Origin of the sequence: Pseudomonas moraviensis subsp. stanleyae, assembly GCF_036283065.1 — a bacterium.
GTDB lineage: Bacteria > Pseudomonadota > Gammaproteobacteria > Pseudomonadales > Pseudomonadaceae > Aquipseudomonas > Aquipseudomonas stanleyae.
Genome location: NZ_JAADJI010000001.1, coordinates 376880 through 400105, shown reverse-complemented (window position 1 = coordinate 400105; position 23226 = coordinate 376880). Strand labels below are relative to the sequence as shown.

The following is a 23226-nucleotide window of genomic DNA, read 5'->3' as shown; positions in this document are numbered from 1 at the left end:
AGGGGCAACTATTCAAGGATGACAACATGCCAGTAAAACCAACGCGCGGTCGCGGCACCCACGTAGATGTCACCACCAGCCCGCCGCGTTCGCTGGATGCAGACGCGTCTCAGCCCGGCCCGTCGGGCCGCAGAGACTCCGATTGGGCAACCCCTGTCGATAATTCGGCGCAGCAGACCGGGATCTTCGCCTCGCCAGAGGTTATTGCCCCGGTCCAGCTGCCCGCCGTCGTCATACGTGCGGCTACCGTTGATCATCGGTCTCCTGCATCAGAACCGTCGCTGGATCATTACGTAACTGAAGCGCCCGTAAAATTTTCACAGGCCAATAACGAAGGTTTGCGTGTAATAAAGCAGCGAACCTACGCTGAGCTGTCCGATGGGCGGGTGGTGCTCGTCGCGCTTGATCCCGATACAGGCTTTTATCGGGCCAGACTGCCCAGTGAGTTATTACCCTCCGGACCGGCGCTGGCCCGCGACAGCAAAAGCGGCTTCTGGAACCTGCATGAGCTTTCAGGCTCAACTACTCGAGCGCAGATCAGACAGTATTTGCCGGATGCGAGCGATCAACACGCGGACGATTTTATTTCCCGCTTTGGCGACAGCCAGGTCGCTGAGGCGGAGCTAAAGCGCATCGAGCTGGGATACCCGCAGCTGGATCGAGAGGTCGGTGCCTGGGAGGCGCTTCATAATGACGAGAGTGATAAAAACCAGCGTCTGGCAACCGGGGCCAGGCTTCGTCACCTGTACAAATGGCAAGGTGACCCCTCGGAAAAAATCTATCGTGATGGCCAGTTTCTCGGTTTCGAGTTGAAATTGCATCTTGGAAGTCGACAGGCTCAGTTGCCTGGCGAATTCCTGGCTTCGACGCGGCTCGATTCTGTCGTTTCTCTTCACCTTGAAGGGCAAGTGGAAACCATTGGCAATCTGCTGCTCAGTTTCCCCCGTGTTGAAAAACTTGCGTTTCATATGCGCAGGGCGGCGCATTTACCTGTTGGACTCGAGACGCTTGCTCATTTGAGAGTCCTGCAAATACAAGGCACCCATTTATCGGCGGAAGATGCAGGCGTGCTCGGACGACTGACCCGGTTGCAGGAATTGGACATCTCCTTCTGTACGCTGGCGATTGCTCCATCAGTGCGTGCAATGGCTGACCTGGAAACGCTCAGGATTGCATCGTCGGAATTGACCGCATTGCCCGCCGGACTGGCTGAGGCGGACGGGCCGACTCGCTTGCGGGTGCTGAGCCTGGAGCAAAACCGTCGTTTACGTGTCGCTCCCTCCGTGGCGGGGATGTCCGAGTTACAAGTGCTGAACCTGTCCCTTACGGGAATTACGCAGTTGCCGGCAGGGCTTGGCACTGAAAACGGACCTTCGCGAATGCAGATATTGATGCTTTCGAATAACTCGCTGCGCGAAGCGCCCTCTCTCGAAGCAATGCCCGACTTGCATGTGGTCTTTCTGCAAAACAATCAGATTTCCAGATTTCCGGAAGGGGTCACTTCTCGAATTCCCAGATTCCATCTGGGCCTGGAATCGAACAGGATCGAGTCGATCCCTGAAACGCTTGAGCTCAGAGAAGCATTCCATCTTTCACGTAATCCGATTAACGACCCTGCGTCTCTGAGGCGGCTGCTCGCTGCCCGGCGACAAACCGGTACTGATATCTGGCTGGGAGATAACGAAACGAATCTGGGTATCAATCATTGGCTGAACAACATTCCACAAGAGCAGCAGCAGCCAAGGAATGTCCTGTGGACCACGCTGGCGACGGATCAAGCAAACGCCTCGCTCATGGCAAAAATCCAGAATCTGGTCCGCACGCCGGAATTCAGGGTTGAGCGTCACATCCTGCAGCGTCGGGTCTGGAGTTTTCTCGAGCATTTGCGAGCAGCCAGCCCGGACGAACAAAGCACGCTACGGGAGATCGCTGCCTCTGAGTCCAGTCCCGGAAAAATGTTGGACAGGCTGGAAGAAGAGACAAGAAAGTTCGATCCTGCCTGGCAAAATGATCCGCGGCATGATCCGCCGAAGCGACGTCGGCTCGAATGACGGGATGTCGGGCGTGGCTTGAAAGCGGCGGTTGATGGCTTTCAGCCTGCCTGGCCAGTCCTACCCCGGCTAGCGTCATTTCCCACCTGAGCCGTTTGCTTTTCCGCTCTGCGTCAACGTTTGCGCAGGCTATCGTTGACTTCCCCAAATACCCGGCACGATGCCGAAACCCCGCCTGAATGAGTGGCGGGCAACTATTCAAGGATGAAAAAACATGCCAGTAAAACCACCGCGCGGTGGCAGCACCCACGTGGACGCTGCGGGCAGCCCGCATCGGACTGCAGACGTGGACACTTCGCTTCCCGGCCATTTGGGTCGCACAGGCGTCGATGTGAGTATCGCTCAGGACATTTCGCAGCCGCGCGCCGGATCATCCAGCGATACAACTATCGGCGGCGTACTCCCTTCTGCGGCCGTTGTGGTTCATGCGATGCCGGAGAGCGCCCGCCCTTCCGAGTCCCAGGCTTCGCTCGACAATTACGTCACCAACGCCCGAGCGATACTTCCACAGGTCAACAGTGATGGTTTGCGGATGATCGGGAAGCGAATGTACGCTGACCTGGCCAACGGCGATCTTGTGCCTGTCGCAACGGATCCGGTCACAGGTTTGTATCGTGCCCGGCGTCCAAGCGAGTTGCTTGCGTCCGGACCGGTGCTTCTGCGCAACCCCGATACCGGTTACTGGTACCCGCGCGCGGTCGTTGAACCAACCACCTTGGTGCACATCCGGAAATACCTACCGGAAATCAACGAACAGGCCGCGGATGCTTTCACCGCCCGATTCGATGACAAGGACGTGGCAGAGCTTGAACTCAAGCACATTCAGCTTGGGCTTCCTCAACTGGGCAGCAAACACGTCAGCATCCCGGAACATCAGAATCACACTGTACAGACCCATGAGGTAATTGAGGCGTTTGCCATGTGGGACACGCTACGCCGAGTGTACAAGTGGCAAGGTGAGCCTGATCAGCAGGTTTATAGTAATGGGCGGCTATCGGGTTACAAACTGGATATTAATCTCACGCTATGGCCAGTCGATAGGCTGCTTTCATTGAAATTCAAGTCAGTGGTTTCTCTTACGTTAAGAGGTCATGCACCGCTGGACCCCCAAGTGTTTTTTGCGCAATTTCCCAATATTGAAAGTTTGACGGTAACAAGTCAGTTAATTACCAGAAGAACCTTCGGGGTCCCTATGTATGAGGATGTTTACTCAAGATTCGATATGGGTTCGCGCTTTGCCGAGCAATTAGCGCAGCTCCCCCGTTTACGAGAATTGAACCTGCCGGATTGTGATTTTCAGGATGATTTTTCGCTGAGGGGCATGACCAGATTGCAGGTGTTGAGGCTAGGTAAAATACAGGCGGCAAGTCTGAATTATTATCCCGACGACTTGCGCGCTCGGTTGTCTCTTCAACACCCGAGCGTTGTTTTGCTAACGGATCCTGACATCTCCGGGATGACCGAGTTACGCGTGCTGGATCTGACAGGAGCCGGAATACAGCGAATTCCTATCGGGCTTGATGCCGACAACGGGCCGTCAAGACTGGAGGTGTTAAGACTGGGTGACAACGCGCTTTCTGTTGGACCTTCACTCAAAGGAATGACTGCACTGCAGGAGCTGGATCTTTCCAATGCAAGGCTAGACAGATTTCCGGAGGGCATCACCGACGAGATTCCCGGGAAAGTGTTGAACTTGGCGAACAACCGCATTACGTTGATTCCCGAATCCGTTGAACTCAGAACAGGTTTCAACCTTGCTGGTAATCCGATAGCGGATCCGGTTTCCCTTCGGCGGTTGATTGCTGCTCGTCGGGAAACAGGCACCGATATCTGGCTGGATGCAGTCTCGGCTGATCAGGGGTTAAATCATTGGATGCACGATGTTCCAGAGGCGCAGCGCCCTGAAAAGACTGCTCTTTGGGAAGCATTGGCTGTTCAGGAAAACGCCACGATGCTGGAACAAATCAGAAACCTGGTCCGCACGCCCGAATTTCAGGTTGAGCGTCAACTTTTGCAGCGTCGGGTCTGGTCGTTTCTTGAGTTTTTCCAAAAGACCCACGCGGCCGAGCAAGAGCATTTGCGCAACATTGCGGCCGCTGAAACCAGTCCCGGGAAAATGCTGGAAAGACTGGAAGAGGAGATAAACAAGTCTGATCCCCGGTGGCAGAATCCGCCGCTTCATCATTTGCCCAAGCGCCCGAGGTTGGAATAACACTGAAGTGCGCAATGATGTAAAAGCGGGAATCCCTGACCTGCCTGTATCAGGGTTCCCAAAACGGGGTGGACCTCGCTTGAGCGGCGATCCGGTATAAAGAGGGAACCCCCGGCCTGCCTGTACCAAGGATCCCAAAAGGGTGGGCTCGCCGCGTTGCGCCGTGAGCCCGATGTAAAGAGGGGAATCCCCGGCCTGCCTGTACCAAGGTCCCCGAAACGGGTGGTGAAACGAATCACCTGTCAGAGGTGTTGCAGGGGGCGTGCCAGGTTTTAATCTATTGAAACAAAAAAGCGCCTGAGAGACGTGAAAGCCCCGGGACTCGGGGCTTTCGCGTTTTTGAATAAAGGGTTCTTCAGTGTTTTCAGGAGTGATTGTGGCGATACGGTTGTGCGCGATCGCGGGTCATTGTGCATTGATGCGGTGCACCGTAGCCCTCACCCTAACCCTCTCCCAGAGGGAGAGGGGACTGACCGAGTTGCCCGGTCAAGTTACGCCGACCTGAGATACCGAGCCGAACTCAGGCATCGAAACCACCCGAGATCCGCTCCCTCTCCCCCTTGGGGGAGAGGGGGAGCTCCTGACTACACAATTCTTAAGCGTTAACCCTCATCCCCCTCATCATCATCGCCACCATCCACCTTCATCCCCAGTTCCTTGATCTTGCGCGTCAGGGTGTTCCGCCCCCAGCCCAGCAACACGGCCGCATCACGTCGACGGCCCGCCGTGTGCTTGAGCGCCGTCTCGATCATGATCCGCTCGAACGCCGGCACCGCGCTGTCGAGCAGGCTCGACTGGCCTCGGGCCAAAGCCTGATCCGCCCATTGGCGCAGGGCCTGTTCCCAATTGGTCACGGGCGCCGAATCCTGCGGCAGGTTGAGCAGTTCCGGCGGCAAATCGCTGATGTGCACTTCACGGCCGGAGGCCATGACGGTGATCCAGCGGCAGGTATTTTCCAACTGACGCACGTTGCCCGGCCACGGCAGGTTTTTCAGGTATTCCTCGGTCTCGCTTTTCAGCAGCTTCGGTTCGACTGCCAATTCCTGCGCGGCGCGGCTGAGGAAGTGCCGGGCCAGGGTCGGGATGTCTTCGCGACGATCCGACAGGCGCGGTATGTGGATACGGATCACGTTGAGGCGGTGGAACAGGTCCTCACGGAATTTGCCGGCGTGGACCAGGGTTTCCAGATTCTGGTGCGTCGCGGCGATGATGCGCACATCGACCTTGACCGGCACATGCCCACCGACGCGATAGAACTCGCCATCGGCCAATACGCGCAAGAGGCGGGTCTGGGTATCCGCCGGCATATCGCCGATCTCATCGAGGAACAGCGTGCCGCCATCAGCCTGCTCGAAGCGGCCGCGACGCAAATTCGCCGCGCCGGTGAACGCGCCTTTCTCGTGGCCGAACAGTTCCGATTCCATCAGATCCTTGGGGATCGCCGCCATGTTCAGCGCGATGAACGGCGAAGCTGCACGCGGGCTGTGGCGGTGCAGGGCGTGGGCGACCAGCTCTTTACCGGTACCGGATTCGCCGTTGATCAGCACGGTGATGTTGGAGTGGCTCAGGCGACCGATGGCGCGAAAAACTTCCTGCATCGCCGGCGCTTCGCCGATGATTTCCGGGGTGCGCGTCAGCGCCGGAACGACTTCCAGGCCTTGCTGTTCCTGGGCGTGCTGATTGGCGCGCTTGACCAGCGACACCGCTTCATCGACGTCGAAAGGCTTGGGCAGATACTCGAAAGCGCCGCCCTGATACGAGGCGACAGCGCTGTCCAGATCGGAGTGAGCAGTCATGATGATGACCGGCAGCCGAGGGTGCTGTTCACGAATCCGCGCCAGCAGATCCAGGCCACTGGCACCGGGCATGCGGATATCGGAAATGATCACGTCCGGCTGCTGCCGGGCCAGACGACTCATCACGCCATCGGCGCTGTCGAAGCTCTGGGTGGTCATGCCTTCCTGCTGCAAGGCCTTTTCCAGAACCCAACGGATAGAACGGTCGTCATCGACGATCCACACGGTTTCACTACGGCTCATGTCGATGTGGCTCCTTGTTCCAGTGGCAGGAAGATCGAGAACGTGGTGTGGCCTGGATGGCTCTCACACTCGATCAGGCCCTGGTGCTGACTGATGATGTTCTGGGTAATGGCCAGGCCCAACCCGGTACCGTCCGGGCGACCGCTGACCATCGGAAAGAAAATGGTTTCCTGCAGTTCCGCCGGGATGCCCGGGCCGTTGTCGATGATCTCGATCTTGGTCACCAGACGATGGCGGATGTGGCCGATGGTGAACTGGCGCATGGCGCGGGTGCGCAGGCTGATGCGGCCCAGGCGCAGCTCGTTCTGGCTGCTGATCGCCTGCATCGCGTTGCGCACGATGTTCAACACCGCCTGGATCATTTGTTCGCGGTCGATCAACACATCGGGAATGCTTGGATCGTAATCGCGCACCAGAGTGATGCAGCCCTGGCTTTCGGCTTCGACCAGATGGCAGACGCGTTCGAGCACCTCGTGAACGTTGCACATCGCCAGCGACGGCAATTTGTTCGAGCCGAGCATGCGATCGACCAGATTGCGCAGGCGATCAGCCTCTTCGATGATCACATTGGTGTAGTCACGCAGGCTTTCTTCCGGCAGCTCGCGCGCCAGCAACTGTGCCGCACCGCGAATGCCACCGAGGGGATTCTTGATCTCGTGGGCGAGGCCGCGCACCAGCATCTTGCTGGTTTCCTGTTTGGACAGTTGCGCCTCTTCCTTGGTGATCCGCAGCAGGCGATCCCGCGGATGCACTTCGAGCAAAAGCAAAGTCGCACCGTTACTGAGGATCGGCGTCACTGCGTAATCCACGGTCAGGGTCTGGCCGGTGAGGGCGGTGAGCATCGCTTCGCGCTTGGTAAAAGGGTGCGCCTGCTCGACCGCCTGACGCAGGGAGTTGAGCGCCTCGGGGGATTCGGTGAACAGCTCGCTGATGAACTGGCCATGGCTGCGCTGACCGCTGACGGCCAACAGCATTTCCGCCGCCGGGTTCATGTACTCGAGGCGCAACTCGGCGTCGAGCAGGATGGTCGCCGTGGTCAGGTTGTCGAGCAGCAAACGGTGAATAGCGTCGCTTATGGTCATCTGGACCCCTTTTGGAGCAAGGCGTGCGCGAGAACAAAGCGCTGATAACGGGAAAATGCAAAAACCAAACCAAGGCTCCGAAAAGAAGCGTTCAAGCCCTGAAACAGGCGTTTGACGCGCGTTTGTATGGCACGAAGCCAGCTCAAACGGGAAGTTTCGAACCAAAATGGGATGGGTTGTGGGCGAGATGCAGTTTAGTGCACCAATAGAGTGCGCGCGGCTGGCCGGCGTTAAAAGAAGCGCAGGAAGGGATTTTTCGGCTCTGCAGGTTTGTCCTTGAGCGGGCATTCCGGGCGCACGCCATAGTCGTCGGCGACACAGGGTTTGACCTGGCGTTTCTGCGCCAGGGAAATGCGCAGCATGTGGAACGGCTGATTGGCGGTGCGCTCCACGGTACGCCCGGCGGCGTCGAGTATCTCGATCGAAAGGCTGTGGCTGCCGCGATCGATATTGTTCAGCGCAAATACCGGACTGACGCCGGGCTCACCAGTGGCCTTGCCATCGAGCAGCAGGCGATAACGATGGCCACTTTGCAGGCCGGGCTCGCTGGTGACACTGACGATCAGCTCGCCAGCGCTGCTGCGCAGAGTCGCGTCGGGCTCCGGGATCAGGATGCGCAGCATGTCGTAACGGAAGGGCGCTGGTTCGACGGATTTTTTCGCCGTGGTGATAGGCGCGGCGCTGCTGGCAGGGACGGCCATGCGATTGCTCTTCGCGATCGGCACTCGCTTGGCGTTGGCGCGTGGCTGGTCGGTGTAGACGCGGTTGCCCTGTGCGTCGATATAGGTGAAGACCTCAGCCGTGGCGGGCAGCGCCATCAGCGCCAGGATCAGCAGCAGTCCGCGGCGGATCATGGTTTGTGCACCCGTTGCAGGTTGAGCACGGCGGGCGGGCTCTGCTGGATGACGGTCTGACCGTCGATCACTTGCACGGCCAGGCGATGCTCGCCGCGATCGATGTTGACCAGTTGCAGAACTGGCACGTTGCTTGGCTGGCCATAGGGCTCATCGTCCAGCACCAGTCTCAGTTGATGGGGCGGTTGCAGGCGCGGCTTGATCAGGACGTTGACCGTGAAGGTGCCGTTGTTGGCGCGCAGGGCCTCGTCAGTGGGCAGGCCGGCGAGCTCGAGGATTTCGTAGGCGTTGCGCGGCGGTTGCGATGCTTCGGCGCTGGGTGCTTGCGGCGCGCTCGGCGCTTGCGGCTCGACCCGATTGAGTGGCGGCAAATCGACCGGTTGCGCCTGCACGCCATCCGGCGGCTGATTGCTGTACGCGGTGTTGCCGTTGGCGTCGGTGTACTTGTAGATCTGCGCGGCGGCGGGCAGGGCGATCAGCAGCAGAATGTAGAGGAGCGTGCGACCCATGAAATCGACCGGGGTTGGAAACTGTGGGTAGCAGCATAGGACAGGTGGGGCGGTTGGCCCAGCCCGGTGCAAGTTCCCAAAGCGCCCTCACCCTAACCCTCTCCCAGAGGGAGAGGGAACCGACCTTGTTGTTTGCATGAGTTACAGCGACCTGAAATTCCCCCGTGAACTCAGGTTTTGAAGAGCATAAGATCAGTTCCCTCTCCCTCTGGGAGAGGGTTAGGGTGAGGGGCTTTTGATCTGCAATAAAAAAAGGCCTTCCGAAGAAGGCCTCTTTTGTCACGCCACTTTACGCAGCGCTACCGGATCAGCAGCTGTAGTACAGCTCATATTCCAGTGGGTGCACGAAGGTGCGAACCTTGATTTCCTCTTCCGATTTCAGCGCGATGTAAGCGTCGATGAAGTCGTCGGAGAACACGCCGCCCTTGGTCAGGAACGCGCGGCCCTTGTCCAGCTCTTCCAGGGCTTCTTTCAGGCTGCCGCAAACCTGCGGGATCTCTTTCGCCTCTTCAGGCGGCAGGTCGTACAGGTTCTTGTCGGCGGCGTCGCCTGGGTGGATCTTGTTCTGGATACCGTCCAGACCGGCCATCAGCAGTGCTGCGAAAGCCAGGTACGGGTTGGCAGCCGGATCCGGGAAGCGTGCTTCGATACGGCGGGCTTTCGGGCTCGACACGTAAGGAATACGGATCGAAGCGGAACGGTTGCGAGCCGAGTAGGCCAGCATTACCGGAGCTTCGAAGCCTGGCACCAGACGCTTGTAGGAGTTGGTCGCCGGGTTGGTGAAGCCGTTCAGGGCCTTACCGTGCTTGATGATGCCGCCGATGAAGTACAGAGCGGTATCGGACAGGCCGGCATAGCCTTCACCTGCGAAGGTGTTCTTGCCGTCTTTCCAGATCGACATGTGTACGTGCATGCCCGAACCGTTGTCGCCGTACAGTGGCTTCGGCATGAAGGTCGCGGTGCGGCCGTAGGCGTCAGCAACGTTGTGCACAACGTATTTCAGGGTTTGAACTTCGTCGGCCTTCTTCACCAGGGTGTTGAACTTGACGCCGATTTCGTTCTGGCCGGCAGTTGCCACTTCGTGGTGGTGAACTTCAACCGACTGACCCATTTCTTCCAGTGCGTTGCACATGGCGGTACGGATTTCGTGGTCGTGGTCGAACGGTGGCACCGGGAAGTAGCCGCCTTTCACGCCTGGACGGTGACCCTTGTTGCCGCCTTCGATGTCCTGGTCGGACATCCACGAACCTTGCTCGGAGTAGATCTTGAACATCGAGCCGGAGATGTCCGACTTGAACTTCACCGAGTCGAAGATGAAGAATTCTGGCTCTGGACCGGCGAATACGGTGTCACCGATACCGGTGGCTTTCAGGTGCTCTTCGGCGCGCTTGGCGATCGCACGTGGGTCGCGGTCGTAGCCCTGCATGCTCGAAGGCTCGATGATATCGCACACCAGAATCAGGGTTGGGTCTTCGGTGAACGGATCGAGCACGGCAGTTTCGTCGACCGGCATCAGGATCATGTCGGAGGCTTCGATGCCTTTCCAGCCGGAAATGGAGGAACCGTCGAACATCTTGCCGACTTCGAAGAAGTCGTCATCCAGCGCATCGCGAGCCGGCATGGTCACGTGGTGCTGAGTGCCTTTGGTGTCCGTGAAGCGCAGATCAATCCACTTGACGTCATGATCTTTGATGAGTTGAACCGACTTCGACATAGTGTCCTCCGGGTGAATTAGGGCGGGTAGTGGATGCCCTTAATAATGGTGATGCCGGCGCGAATACTCTGCCAAGGCAACCTGCCTCACAAGGGAGCAAATTGCATGCCAGTGCCCCAGCATGGGTTTTTTGCCCCAAATTCACGCTTATTAAGGTGCGCGAGATACAGAATCGACAAATCTCGCCCCGTAATGTTGCGTTTGAATTCACAAATGACCTGTTTTGGTGCGCGCAAAACCTTCTGCACATTAACTGGTTAAACCTTGAGCAATTTCCGCTATAATCCGCGCCCCCCTTTTTCGGCTGGCCGTTCGCGCGCTGTTTTCATGAAACTTATCGTAAAAGTCTTCCCCGAGATCACCATCAAAAGCCGACCTGTCCGGACGAAATTCATCCGCCAGTTGGCCAAGAACATCCGCACCGTGCTCCGTGACCTGGACCCGGCCGTGGTGGTGAATGGCGTGTGGGACAACCTCGAACTGGAAACCCGCGTTACCGACCCGAAAGCCTTGAAAGAGATGGGCGAGCGTCTGACCTGCATGCCGGGCATCGCGCACTTTCTGCAGATCGACGAGTACCCGCTGGGCGACTTCGACGACATCACCGAAAAGTGCAAACAGCACTACGGCGATGCGCTGGCCGGGAAGATTTTCTCGGTGCGCTGCAAGCGTGCGGGCAAGCACGCGTTCAGCTCGATGGACGTGGAAAAATACGTCGGCAGCAAGCTGCGTCGCGAGTGCGGTGCAGCCGGAATCGACCTGAAAGCACCGGAAATCGAAGTCCGTATCGAAGTTCGCGACAAACGGTTGTTCGTGATTCACAGCCAGCACAACGGCATCGGCGGCTACCCGCTGGGTGCGCTGGAGCAGACGTTGGTATTGATGTCCGGCGGCTTCGATTCGACCGTGGCGGCTTACCAGATCATGCGCCGCGGCCTGATGGCGCATTTCTGCTTCTTCAATCTCGGCGGGCGTGCCCACGAATTGGGCGTGATGGAAGTCGCGCACTTCATCTGGAAGAAGTACGGCAGCTCGCAACGCGTGCTATTTGTCAGTGTGCCGTTCGAGGAAGTGCTGGGCGAAATTCTCGGCAAAGTCGATAACAGTCATATGGGCGTGGTTTTGAAGCGTATGATGTTGCGCGCCTCGTCCGAGATCGCCGAACGCCTGCACATCGATGCGCTGGTGACCGGTGAAGCGATCTCCCAGGTGTCGAGCCAGACGCTGCCAAACCTGTCGGTGATCGACTGCGTCACCGACAAGCTGGTGCTGCGGCCGCTGATCGTCGCGCACAAGCAAGACATCATCGACACCGCCAACGAGATCGGCACCGCCGATTTCGCCCGGCACATGCCGGAGTACTGCGGGGTGATTTCGGTCAACCCGAAGACCGCCGCCAAGCGTGGCCGGGTTGAGCACGAAGAGAAAGAATTCGACATGGCGGTCCTCGAGCGTGCGCTCGCCAACGCCAAACTGGTGCCGATCGATCGGGTGATCGACGAATTGGGCCAGGATTTGCAGATTGAAGAAGTCAGCGAAGCGCTGGCCGGTCAGATCGTCATCGACATCCGCCACCCGGATGCCGCCGAGGATGACCCGCTGGAACTCGCCGGCATAGAGGTACAGACGATGCCGTTCTATGCAGTGAACGCACGTTTCAAGGAACTGGACCCTACTCGCCAGTACCTGCTGTATTGCGACAAAGGCGTGATGAGTCGCCTGCATGCCCACCATTTGCTCAGTGAGGGGCATGCCAATGTGCGCGTTTATCGACCGAGCTAAGTGCCCGGGGCTGTTTGCCTGTGGCCTGCGTCACCGGCCCCCCGACACCGCCGTCAAGCTGTAACGGCCATGCCGGACACTACTGCTAATCGCTGCCATGACTTGTCAGCAAACCGAATCCTCTGATCGAGATACACAAGTGATCGAAAATCTACGCAACATCGCCATCATTGCCCACGTTGACCACGGTAAAACCACCCTGGTAGACAAACTCCTGCGTCAATCCGGCACCCTGGAGCGCAACGAGCTCAACGACGAGCGCGTGATGGACTCCAACGACCAGGAAAAAGAGCGCGGTATTACCATTCTGGCGAAGAACACCGCCATTAACTGGAACGGCTACCACATCAACATCGTGGACACCCCGGGCCACGCCGACTTCGGCGGCGAAGTTGAACGCGTAATGTCGATGGTCGACTCCGTTCTGCTGCTGGTTGACGCTCAAGACGGCCCTATGCCGCAAACCCGTTTCGTGACCAAGAAGGCTTTCGAAGCCGGCCTGCGTCCAATCGTGGTGATCAACAAGGTTGACCGTCCGGGCGCGCGTCCGGACTGGGTTCTGGACCAGATCTTCGACCTGTTCGACAACCTCGGTGCTACCGAAGAACAACTGGACTTCCAGGTTGTTTACGCTTCGGCCCTGAACGGCATTGCCGGTCTGGACCACACCGCCATGGGCGAAGACATGACCGCGCTGTACCAAGCGGTAGTCGACCACGTTCCGCCTCCGGCCGTTGACCGTGACGGTCCGTTCCAGATGCAGATCTCCGCTCTGGACTACAACAGCTTCCTGGGTGTTATCGGTGTTGGCCGTATCGCTCGTGGTCGCGTCAAGCCGAACACTCCGGTTGTCGCGATCGGTGCCGATGGCAAGCGTCGCAACGGCCGTATCCTGAAACTGATGGGTCACCACGGTCTGCACCGCGTTGACGTTGAAGAAGCTGCTGCCGGCGACATCGTCTGCATCAGCGGTATGGATTCGCTGTTCATCTCCGACACCCTGTGCCACCCGGACACTGTCGAGGCGATGAAGCCGCTGACCGTTGACGAGCCAACCGTTTCCATGACCTTCCAGGTAAACGACTCGCCATTCTGCGGTAAAGAAGGCAAGTTCGTGACCTCCCGTAACATCAAGGACCGTCTGGACAAAGAGCTGCTCTACAACGTTGCACTGCGCGTTGAAGAAGGCGACTCGGCTGACAAATTCAAGGTTTCCGGCCGCGGTGAGCTGCACCTCTCGGTACTGATCGAAACCATGCGTCGCGAAGGCTTCGAACTGGCCCTGGGCCGTCCTGAAGTGATCATCCGTGAAGTTGACGGCGTGAAGCAGGAACCGTTTGAAAACGTGACCATCGACATCCCTGAAGAATCCCAGGGCAAGGTCATGGAAGAGATGGGCCTGCGTAAGGGCGACCTGAGCAACATGGTGCCGGATGGCAAGGGCCGTGTACGTCTGGAATACAATATCCCTGCTCGCGGTCTGATCGGTTTCCGTAACCAGTTCCTGACCCTGACCAACGGTGCTGGCATCCTGACCTCGATCTTCGATCGTTACGACACCGTCAAGTCGGGCCACATGTCCGGCCGTCAGAACGGCGTTCTGGTTTCGGTTGAAACCGGCAAGGCACTGACCTACTCGCTGGAAACCCTGCAGGCTCGCGGCAAGCTGTTCGTAGAACACGGCCAGGAGATCTACAACGGTCAAATCGTTGGTCAGAACAGCCGTGACAACGACCTGGGCGTCAACCCAACCAAAGGCAAGAAGCTCGACAACATGCGTGCTTCGGGTAAAGACGAAACCATCGCTCTGGTACCACCGGTGAAGTTCACCCTGGAACAGGCTCTGGAATACATCCAGGAAGACGAGCTGTGCGAAGTTACTCCTAAGTCGATCCGTCTTCGCAAGAAGATCCTCGACGAAAGCGAGCGTACCCGCGCTGCGAAGAAAGCCAAGGCGTAATTCAGCCCTGGAATAGAAAACGCCCCCGGTCGCGAGACCGGGGGCGTTTTTGTTTGTCTGGGGGGAAGGAAATGTGTGAAGCCTGAAAAGCCCCTCACCCTAGCCCTCTCCCAGAGGGAGAGGGGACTGATTGGGGGACGCTCAGGAGATGCATCGACCTGAGTGAATTCTGCCGAATCCAGAATCGATTTGGCGGGCTTCACCGAATCCATAATCGACTGGTTTTTTCAGGTCGGTGTATGGCGCCAGACACCTCGGTCGGCTCCCTCTCCCTCTGGGAGGGGACTGATTGGGGGACGCTCAGGAGATGCATCGACCTGAGTGAATCCTGCCAAATGCAGAATCGATTTGGCGGGCTTCACCGAATCCATAATCGACTGGTTTTTTCAGGTCGGTGTATGGCGCCAGACACCTCGGTCGGCTCCCTCTCCCTCTGGGAGAGGGCTGGGGTGAGGGTTTGCTGTTAAAACTTCTCAATCGCCCGGGAATTCTGCACCCGCTCGACTTCTTTCGGCTTGTACGCGCAATACCCCGGCCGCGGGCCGATTTTCGGGTGGTTGCGGCAGGTATCCGGGCGCTTGTCATAAATGGTGCACAGGCGGCTTTTACGATCGAGGTAATAGCAGTCGTTGTTGCTCATGCGCTGCAGGGTGAAGATCCCCGACTTCTGATTGAAGCGCTCGACCAGACCTTCCTTTTGCAGGCGCTTGGCGATGTTCTTCGGCGGATCGCCCAGTTCGAACTCGTCGACCACACCGATGCGCACCAGGTCCTTGATCTTGACCTCGACCGGCAGCGTGCAGCAGCTGGACATGCACGAGCCGCACATCGGCGCCGAGTATTTGGCCCACGTATCGAGACGGTCTATCTCGGCGGCGGCGATCAGGTTGGGCTTCATCATCGGGAGTTACCAGGCGTGTGTGCATCAGGGCGCGCGATCATACCGGGAGCGGTGGAATTTTGAACAACCTTTCGCCGGATATTTTCGCAGCGACCGCATTTTGCCCGAGAGGACGGCACGGCCCCTGCATTCATTGGCTCATCCGCCAAGGTTATGTCGCACCGGCGCACAGTCCGGGCAAATACTGCCGAACCAGAGCCGTAACCGCCGGTCAGACCGTCTAGGCTCAGAAAATTCCCGCTCGCTTGAGGTCCTGTTGATGACTCAAGAACCACTAGTTCGCGAAGCAGAGGTGGCCGCATTCCGCGACGCCGTCCTGACCAAACTCACCTATGCCGTGGGCAAAGACCCCGATCATGCCTTCGACCATGACTGGTTCGAAGCCATTGCCCTGGCGGCGCGTGATCACATGGTCGAACACTGGATGGACCACACCCGGCAGATCTACCGCAAAGGCCAGAAGCGCGTTTATTACCTCTCGCTGGAATTTCTCATCGGCCGCCTGCTCTACGACAGCCTGAGCAACCTCGGCCTGCTCGACGTCGCCCGTGAAGCGCTGACCGAACTGGGCGTCGATCTGGAGCGCATCCGCCTGCTGGAGCCTGACGCGGCGCTTGGTAACGGCGGCCTCGGTCGTCTGGCGGCGTGCTTCATGGAAAGCATGTCGACCCTCGGCATCGCCGGCCATGGCTATGGCATCCGTTATGAGCACGGCTTGTTCCGTCAGGCGATTGTCGATGGCTGGCAACAGGAACAGACCGAACACTGGCTGGATTTCGGCAACCCATGGGAGTTCGAGCGGCCGGAAGTGGTGTACCCGATCGGTTTCGGCGGCAGCGTCGAAACCGTCACCGATGCCAATGGCAAAACCCGTCAGGTCTGGTCGCCGGCGGAAACCGTGCGTGCGATTGCCTACGACACGCCAGTGGTCGGCTGGCGCGGGGCGAGCGTCAACACCCTGCGTCTGTGGCGTGCCCGCGCCATGGAAGACCTGCACCTGGAGCGCTTCAACGCCGGTGACCACTTGGGCGCCGTGGCGGAAGTGGCCCGCGCCGAAAGTATCTCCCGCGTCCTCTATCCGGCCGACAGCACCGAAGCCGGGCAAGAGCTGCGCCTGCGCCAGGAATACTTCTTCGTCGCCGCCTCGCTGCAGGATCTGCTGCGCCGTCACCGCAACATGCACACCTCGGTGCTGACCCTCGGTGATCACGCGGCGATCCAGCTCAACGACACTCACCCGTCGATCGCCGTGGCCGAACTGATGCGCCAACTCGTCGACGTCTATGACGTGGCGTGGGACGCAGCGTGGCAAGTCACCGTCGATACACTGTCGTACACCAACCACACGCTCCTGCCGGAAGCGCTGGAAACCTGGCCGGTGGGGCTGATGGAGCGCATGCTGCCGCGGCACATGCAGATCATTTATCTGATCAACGCCCAGCACATCGATTCGTTGCGGGCCAAGGGCATTCACGACTTCGATGTATTGCGCGCCGTGTCGCTGATCGAAGAAGACAACGGCCGCCGGGTGCGTATGGGCAACCTCGCGTTCCTCGGCTCGCATAGCGTTAACGGCGTGTCCGGTCTGCATACGCAGCTGATGCGCAAAACCGTGTTCGCCGAACTGCACAAGCTCTATCCGGAGCGGATCAACAACAAAACCAACGGTATTACCTTCCGCCGCTGGCTGTATCAGGCCAACCCGGAACTGACCTCGATGCTGGTCGATGCCCTCGGCCCGGACGTGCTCGACCATCCCGAGGAGCGCCTGCTCGACCTCGAACCGTTCGCCGAGAAAACCGCGTTCCGCAAAGCCTTCGCCGAGCAGCGTTTGCACAGCAAGAAGGCGCTGGCCTATCTGATTCACGAGCGCCTGGGGATCGCAGTCAACCCGGCGGCGATGTTCGACGTGCAGGTCAAACGTATCCACGAATACAAACGCCAGTTGCTCAACCTGCTGCACACCGTGGCGTTGTACCAGGCGATTCGTGCCGAGCCGGAAGTCGACTGGGTGCCACGGGTGAAGATCTTCGCCGGTAAAGCGGCGGCGAGTTATCACCAGGCCAAACTGATCATCAAACTGACCAACGACATCGCTCGGGTGGTGAACAACGACCCGACCGTGCGCGGCCTGCTGAAAGTGGTGTTCCTGCCCAATTACAACGTCAGCCTGGCTGAGAGCATCATCCCGGCGGCAGACTTGTCCGAGCAGATTTCCACCGCCGGTTTCGAGGCGTCAGGCACCAGTAACATGAAGTTCGGCCTCAACGGCGCGCTGACCATCGGCACCCTCGACGGTGCCAACGTGGAAATGTGTGAGCGTATCGGTGCCGAGCACATGTTCATTTTCGGCCTCAGCGCGCAACAGGTTGAAGCGCGCAAGCAGAACCACGAGTTCAGCGCCGTGCCCGATATCGCCGCCTCGCATCGGTTGAACGATGTGCTGCAAGCGATTCGCAGCGGTGTGTTCTCGCCGGATGACACCTCGCGTTACACCGGCCTGATCGACTCGTTGATCGACTATGACCGCTTCCTGGTCTGCGCCGACTTCGACTCCTACTGGGAAGCGCAGAAGCGCGTCGATGCGCACTGGCATGACTCGCAGAACTGGTGGCGCTCGGCAGTGCTCAACACTTCTCGGATGGGCTGGTTCTCCTCGGACCGGACTATTCGCGAGTACGCCACGGATATCTGGAAGGCGTTGGAGTAACTTTCCCCGACAAATCTGCGCAAGGCCCAACGTTTGTTGGGCCGGATCGATATACTGAGCGCCGGTTAAAAGGCATCAATCACCGCCGTACCCTGTGGGAGCGAGCCTGCTCGCGAAGCGATCGTCGACTTAAACAGAAATGTCGGCTGACAATCCGCCTTCGCGAGCAGGCTCGCTCCCACACGGTTTGTGCCTAGACTGAAGCCATCGCCGGACTCGCCCCGCCCCGGGGCTGCTTAGGGATATCGACCATGCAATGGATGTTCATGTTGATCGGGCTGGTGCTCGGTGGACTGCTCGACGAGTCGTTCAGTGGTGCGTTGTTGGGCGCGCTGCTGGGGCTGGTCATCGGCCAAATGCTGCGCATCGCGCGCCTTGGCTCGCAGGCGGCGGAGCAGCAGCGCCAGCTCGAGCAGGTGCGCGAAGCTCTGCAGGGCGTGGCTCAGCGACTGTTTGTGCTGGAGGGGTCGCCCTCGCACGCGTCGACACCATCCAGCGTCGAACCTGTGCCTGAGCCAATCGTTGAGCCGGTCGATACCGCCGAACAAGCTTCTGCGCCAGATCTGATCTGGGAACTGCCTCCCGAGCTCGAACCGATCTCCGCCGCCGCCCGCGAAACCAGTCAGCCGCTGCCGGCCGATGTCTGGCGCGCCGAGCCGGCTCCTGTTGCGTCTCCACAACAACCAGCCGAACCCCGTGGCCCGAACCTGATCGAACGCGGCATCAGCGCGGCGCGCAACTGGCTGTTCGGCGGCAATACCGTGCTGCGCGTCGGCGTGGTGCTGCTGTTTTTCGGTCTGGCGTTTTTGCTGCGTTACGCCACCGAAGGCATGGTGGTGCCGATCGAGTTGCGTTACGCCGGTGTCGCGGCAGCGGCATTGGCCCTGCTGGCGCTGGGCTGGTGGCTGCGCCGGCGCAACAGCAATTATGCGTTGATGTTGCAAGGCACCGGGATCGCGGTGTTGTACCTGACGGTGTTTGCGGCGATGCGTCTGCATCCGTTGCTCGATCCTTCTGCTGCACTCGGCCTGCTGGTGGCCGTCACGGTGTTCTCCGCGATTCTGGCGATCACTCAGGATGCGCTGGGGTTGGCGGCAGCGGCGGCACTCGGTGGTTTCGCCGCGCCGATCCTGACTTCTACCGGCGAAGGCAATCACGTCGCGCTGTTCAGCTATTTCGCCTTGCTCAATGCCGGTATTCTCGCCATCGCCTGGTTCAAGGCCTGGCGCCTGCTCAACCTGATTGGTTTCGTCGGCACCTTCGGTATTGGTTTCGCCTGGGGCCTGCGTTCGTACACCCCGGAACTGCTGTGGAGCACCGAGCCGTTCCTGATTGTGTTTTTCCTCATGTACCTCGCCATCGGCCTGCTGTTCGCCCGGCGCAAATTGCGCGAGATGCCGGACGCTCCGGCTGAGGCTGATCGCGAGGCGCTGCTGCAGTGGTCGGCGCGCAAGGGCGATTACGTCGACGGCACCATGCTGTTCGGCCCGCCGATCATTGGCTTCGGTTTGCAGTTCGCGCTGGTCCAGCATCTCGAATTCGCAGCGGCGTTCAGTGCTCTGGCGCTGGGCATGATCTATATGGCGCTGGCCAAAATGCTGATGGGTGGGCGGGCGATGCTGCTGGGCGAAACCTGCCTGGCGCTGGGGGTGATTTTTGCCAGCCTGGCAATTCCGCTGGGGCTGGATGCGCGCTGGACGTCAGCGGCGTGGGCCGTGGAGGGCGCAGGGATTTTCTGGCTGGGGTTGCGTCAGCATCGACCGTTCGCTCGGGCCTTTGCGCTGTTGCTGCAACTGGGTTCGGCGCTGGCCTTTCTCAGCCAATTGCAGCCCGGCGAGAGCAGCCTGCTAGACGGCGCACCGTTGGGCGCGCTGATGCTAGGGGTTGCGCTGCTGTTCAGCTTCTATCAATTGCGCAAAGCAACGCCGGAACAGACTTCGCCCTGGGAAAGGCAAGGACTGCCGCTGCTGGCGTGTCTGGGCCTGACTTTCCTGTATCTGTTGGCACCGTTGTTCCTGTACATCCAGGGCACGGCGATCAGTTGGGCCTTGGCCGGACTGGCGACTCTGTTCGTGGGGCTGCGGATTCAATCGCGCACATTCCTGTTTACCGCGTTCGCTGTGCAGTTGCTGGGCGGGGCATTGTTCCTGTTGCGCCTGCAAGGTGCCGGTGACAATTCGGCGGCGGTGCTCAGCGCTGGCTGGAGCGGCTTGCTCAGTGCGTCCTTGATCGGTCTGGCCTTGATCGGCGGAATGTTGCTCGCGGCTCGCGATGAGATGGTGCGCGGCGATGTCCGTCTGCTGCGTGGCTTGTCCGTGGTGTTGCTGGCCGGGCTGGTGCTGATCAATCTGGCGGTGCTCTTCGTCTTGCCGTGGCAGACCGCGAGTGCGGTGTGGGCGGCCAGCGGCTTGCTGATCATCTGGCTGAGCCTGTACCTGCAACAGCGTCTGAGTTTCGTTTTCGGGCTGCTGTTGCAGGTGATCGGCGGCGCCGCGTTTTTGCTCGCCGGTCCTGAATGGCTCGGGCCGTTGTCCAGCGAGGGACTGCGGCCTCTGGGCCATGGCGGCTTCTGGACGCCGCTGGTGCTCGGGCTGGCCGCGCTGGTCGGCGCGTGGCGCTTGCAACTGGGCAATCACGCCTCGGCGTTTGATGCCTGGAGTTTGCAGCGCTTGTCGCACGTGCTGCTGGTCTGGGGTGCTGGGTGGTGGACGCTGGCGTGGGTCAGTGAAGTGCTGCGGTTCGCTTCGCCGAACCTGCAAGGCACATTGTTGCTGCTGGTCGCGGCGATCAGTGTGGCGATTTGGACGTTGTTGTCGCTGCGTCTGAAATGGCCGGCCCTGGGTTTGCTCTGCACCTTGCTGATTCCGGCGGCGGCGCTGATTTTGCTCGGTGCATGGCATGCGCGTTACCACCCGGCCGCCGACTTCGGCTGGCTGGCGTGGCCAGTGCTGTTCGCGGTGCATTTCTTCAGCCTGCGGCGCTTGGCGTCAATGTTGCCGACGCGCGCGCTGAGCGCGGCACATGTGCTCGGTTGCTGGCTGTTGATTGGCGTGCTGGCGCTGGAGTTACGTTACGGCCTGCTGTTGTTGTCCGAGCAATACAATGCCTGGCGCTGGTTGGGCTGGGCGATTCTGCCGAGCGTTTATCTGCTGCTTATGGCTGCACCGCGCAACTGGCCGTGGCCGGTCGCTGCGTTCACCCGCGAGTACCGCTTGTATGCGGCGGCACCGCTGGCGGTGTTGATGCTGGCGTGGTTCTGGCTGGCCAATGGCGTCAGCGACGGCAATGCCGAACCGTTGCCTTACGTGCCGCTGCTCAACCCATTGGAGTTGGGTCTGTTGTTCGCGTTGTTCGGCGTTTATGTTTGGTCGCGCAGTGCGGTTGCGCGGCTGTCGATCCGTCAGGATCATGCTGACACCGCCACGCAACTGATCGCCGGGGTCTCGCTGTTCGCTTTCTGTACCGCGCTGGTCACTCGCGCTGCGCATCACTGGGCCGGCATTCCGTTCGAGCTTGATCAACTGCTCGCTTCGATGTTGGTGCAGGCCGGTCTGTCGATCGTCTGGACGTTGATGGCGCTGGGGCTGATGATCGGTGGCCATCTGCGCCATCGCCGCGAAGTGTGGCTGATCGGCGCGGCCCTGATTGCGCTGGTGGTGGCCAAACTGATTTTTGTCGAACTGAGCAACCGCGGCGGCCTCGCCCGGATCGTCTCGTTTATCGGCGTTGGTGTGTTGCTGCTGGTGGTCGGCTACTTTGCGCCGCTGCCACCGAAACGCGTCGAGGCTGAACCGGCGGCGGACAAACCCGCGCCGGAAACCGAAGGAGTTGCATCTTGAGTCGCATGCTGAATCTGGGGTGGTTGGCGCTGGGCGTGGTGATGGTGGCCGGCGCTCAGGAGAAACCGGCGGACTTCGCCACGCAGGTGCCATTGTCGGTGAGCGGCAATGGCCCGTGGTATCGACTCGACCTGCCGCTGAGCGCGCAATTGCAGGCGCGCCAGACCGATCTCAGCGACCTGCGCATATTCAACGCTGCCGGCGAAGCGCAGGCTTACGCCTTGGCTCGCGAGTCGGCGCAGACCCGCGACGACGGCAAGCTGCACGAGGTCAAGTGGTTCCCGCTGTACAACGCCGCCGACGCCAGCGAGCGTGCGCCGAATGTGCGCGTGCAGTCGACCACCAACGGCACGCTGGTGGAAGTGCAGCCGTCCTCGCAACTGGAAGCGGGCGAAGAAGTGCTGCGCGGCTGGCTGCTCGATGCCAGCGCGATCAAGGCGCCGTTGCAGCAACTGATCCTCGACTGGACCAGCGAACGCGACGGTTTCCAGCGTTTCAGCATCGAGGCCAGCGACGATCTGCAGCACTGGCAGTCCTGGGGCGAAGGCCAAGTGGCGCGGCTGACCTTCTCCGATGAGCGCATCGAACAGCACGAAGTGACCCTTCCGCGACAGACCGCGCGCTATGTGCGCCTGCTGTGGGAGTCGCCGGGCTCGGCACCGATCCTCACCTCGGCGCAACTGAAAAGCAGCGACCCACGCAACCTGCCGCTGCCCTTGGTCTGGTCGCCGAGCGTGGCCGGCACCAGCAGCAAATCCGGGGAATACATCTGGCAGCTGCCGATGGGGCTGAATGTCGAGCGGGTGCAGGTGGAGCTGAAACAGCCGAACAGTCTTGCGCCAGTGACGCTTGCGGGCCGGCGCGAGAATAACTTGCCTTGGCAAACAATGAGCAGCGGGTTGCTCTATCGCCTGACCCAGAACAATCAGGATGTGGTGCAGAACCAGATCCCGCTGTCCGGGCAGACCGTGCAGCAACTCAAGCTGACCGTGGATGAGCGTGGCGGCGGGTTGGGTGAGCAGGCGCCGGACCTGAAATACGCGGTGCGCGCCACCCAGGTGATTTTCCTTGCCCGCGGCGAAGGCCCGTACAGCCTGGCGTTGGGTAATCCGACAGTGAAAACGGCGAACCTGCCGCTGGCAACGTTGATTCCGGATTTCAAGCCCGAAAAACTGGCGAGCCTGGGCAAGGCAACGGTGCAGGGCGAAGCGCTGGCCACGCAAACCTCGACGGCGACGACGGCCGCGGTGGCCGGGACCAACTGGAAGAAGTTCGGCTTGTGGGCGGTGTTGCTGCTCAGTGTGGTGTTTCTCGGGGCGATGGCGTTCAGCCTGTTGCGCAAGCCGCCTGCCAATACCTGAGCATGGCGGCGCTTTGCGCCATTCGCGAGCAGGCTCGCTCCCACAGGGCAATGCATTCCATTGTGGAGCGAGCCTGCTCGCGAAAGCGCCCAGGCAGACACCGAAAATCCTCAACCGGTCATGCCGAACCGAACTACGCTCAATCCGACACCTGAACTCTCCACCGACAATCACGTCTCATACAGGCAAATACACCCAGGCGCACGTTAGCC

13 protein-coding genes are annotated in these 23226 nt (G+C 59.8%); 7 read left to right on the top strand and 6 right to left on the bottom strand.

The window, feature by feature from the left end; all coding sequences use genetic code 11:
• Nucleotides 1-26: 26 nt before the first annotated feature.
• Together GXB78_RS01605 and GXB78_RS01600 are read left to right on the top strand one after the other, a co-directional pair.
• A complete protein-coding gene (locus tag GXB78_RS01605; protein WP_329513877.1) occupies nt 27-2051 on the top strand; it encodes a leucine-rich repeat domain-containing protein in 2025 nt (674 codons plus the stop codon).
• A gap of 214 nt (nt 2052-2265) precedes the next feature.
• Nucleotides 2266-4263, top strand: coding sequence for a leucine-rich repeat domain-containing protein (locus GXB78_RS01600; RefSeq protein ID WP_329513876.1), 1998 nt, complete (start codon nt 2266-2268; stop codon nt 4261-4263).
• Nucleotides 4264-4865: 602 nt separating this feature from the next.
• On the opposite strand, the gene ntrC is transcribed toward GXB78_RS01600, so the two are convergent.
• From ntrC to glnA, 5 genes are all read right to left on the bottom strand, one after another.
• On the bottom strand, nt 4866-6302 hold the full coding sequence (gene ntrC / locus GXB78_RS01595; protein ID WP_065615412.1) for a nitrogen regulation protein NR(I): 1437 nt from the start codon (nt 6300-6302) through the stop codon (nt 4866-4868).
• Nucleotides 6299-7384, bottom strand: coding sequence for a nitrogen regulation protein NR(II) (gene glnL / locus GXB78_RS01590; protein WP_186552131.1), 1086 nt, complete (start codon nt 7382-7384; stop codon nt 6299-6301). Before glnL ends, ntrC begins: the two co-directional genes overlap by 4 nt.
• Nucleotides 7385-7614: 230 nt before the next feature.
• Nucleotides 7615-8238, bottom strand: coding sequence for a DUF4124 domain-containing protein (locus GXB78_RS01585; RefSeq protein ID WP_329513875.1), 624 nt, complete (start codon nt 8236-8238; stop codon nt 7615-7617).
• The gene (locus GXB78_RS01580) at nt 8235-8747 is read right to left on the bottom strand and encodes a DUF4124 domain-containing protein (protein WP_329513874.1); all 513 of its coding nucleotides are present in this window, start codon (nt 8745-8747) and stop codon (nt 8235-8237) included. The genes GXB78_RS01585 and GXB78_RS01580 overlap by 4 nt, the downstream gene beginning before the upstream one ends.
• Before the next feature lie 307 nt (nt 8748-9054).
• Nucleotides 9055-10461: a type I glutamate--ammonia ligase gene (glnA, locus tag GXB78_RS01575; protein WP_016772104.1), complete on the bottom strand. Its 1407-nt coding sequence runs from the start codon at nt 10459-10461 to the stop codon at nt 9055-9057.
• A 327-nt stretch (nt 10462-10788) separates the two neighbouring features.
• On the opposite strand from glnA, the gene thiI reads away from it, so the two are divergent.
• Both thiI and typA read left to right on the top strand, forming a co-directional pair.
• On the top strand, nt 10789-12243 hold the full coding sequence (gene thiI, locus GXB78_RS01570; protein WP_042608651.1) for a tRNA uracil 4-sulfurtransferase ThiI: 1455 nt from the start codon (nt 10789-10791) through the stop codon (nt 12241-12243).
• Nucleotides 12244-12382: 139 nt separating this feature from the next.
• Nucleotides 12383-14203: a translational GTPase TypA gene (gene typA, locus GXB78_RS01565; RefSeq protein ID WP_090280259.1), complete on the top strand. Its 1821-nt coding sequence runs from the start codon at nt 12383-12385 to the stop codon at nt 14201-14203.
• A 463-nt stretch (nt 14204-14666) separates the two neighbouring features.
• Here the strand turns inward: typA and GXB78_RS01560 are convergent, their stop codons facing one another.
• On the bottom strand, nt 14667-15104 hold the full coding sequence (locus GXB78_RS01560; protein ID WP_042608652.1) for a YkgJ family cysteine cluster protein: 438 nt from the start codon (nt 15102-15104) through the stop codon (nt 14667-14669).
• 259 nt (nt 15105-15363) lie between these two features.
• Here GXB78_RS01560 and GXB78_RS01555 point away from each other — a divergent pair, with 259 nt between their 5' ends.
• From GXB78_RS01555 to GXB78_RS01545, 3 genes are all read left to right on the top strand, one after another.
• Nucleotides 15364-17814, top strand: a complete 2451-nt coding sequence (locus tag GXB78_RS01555) for a glycogen/starch/alpha-glucan phosphorylase (protein WP_329513873.1) — start codon at nt 15364-15366, stop codon at nt 17812-17814.
• Between the two features lie 251 nt (nt 17815-18065).
• Nucleotides 18066-21653 (top strand): DUF2339 domain-containing protein, encoded by a 3588-nt coding sequence (locus tag GXB78_RS01550; protein ID WP_329513872.1) that lies wholly within the window; start codon nt 18066-18068, stop codon nt 21651-21653.
• Nucleotides 21650-23014, top strand: coding sequence for a DUF3999 domain-containing protein (locus tag GXB78_RS01545; RefSeq protein WP_329513871.1), 1365 nt, complete (start codon nt 21650-21652; stop codon nt 23012-23014). Before GXB78_RS01550 ends, GXB78_RS01545 begins: the two co-directional genes overlap by 4 nt.
• Nucleotides 23015-23226 lie beyond the last annotated feature (212 nt).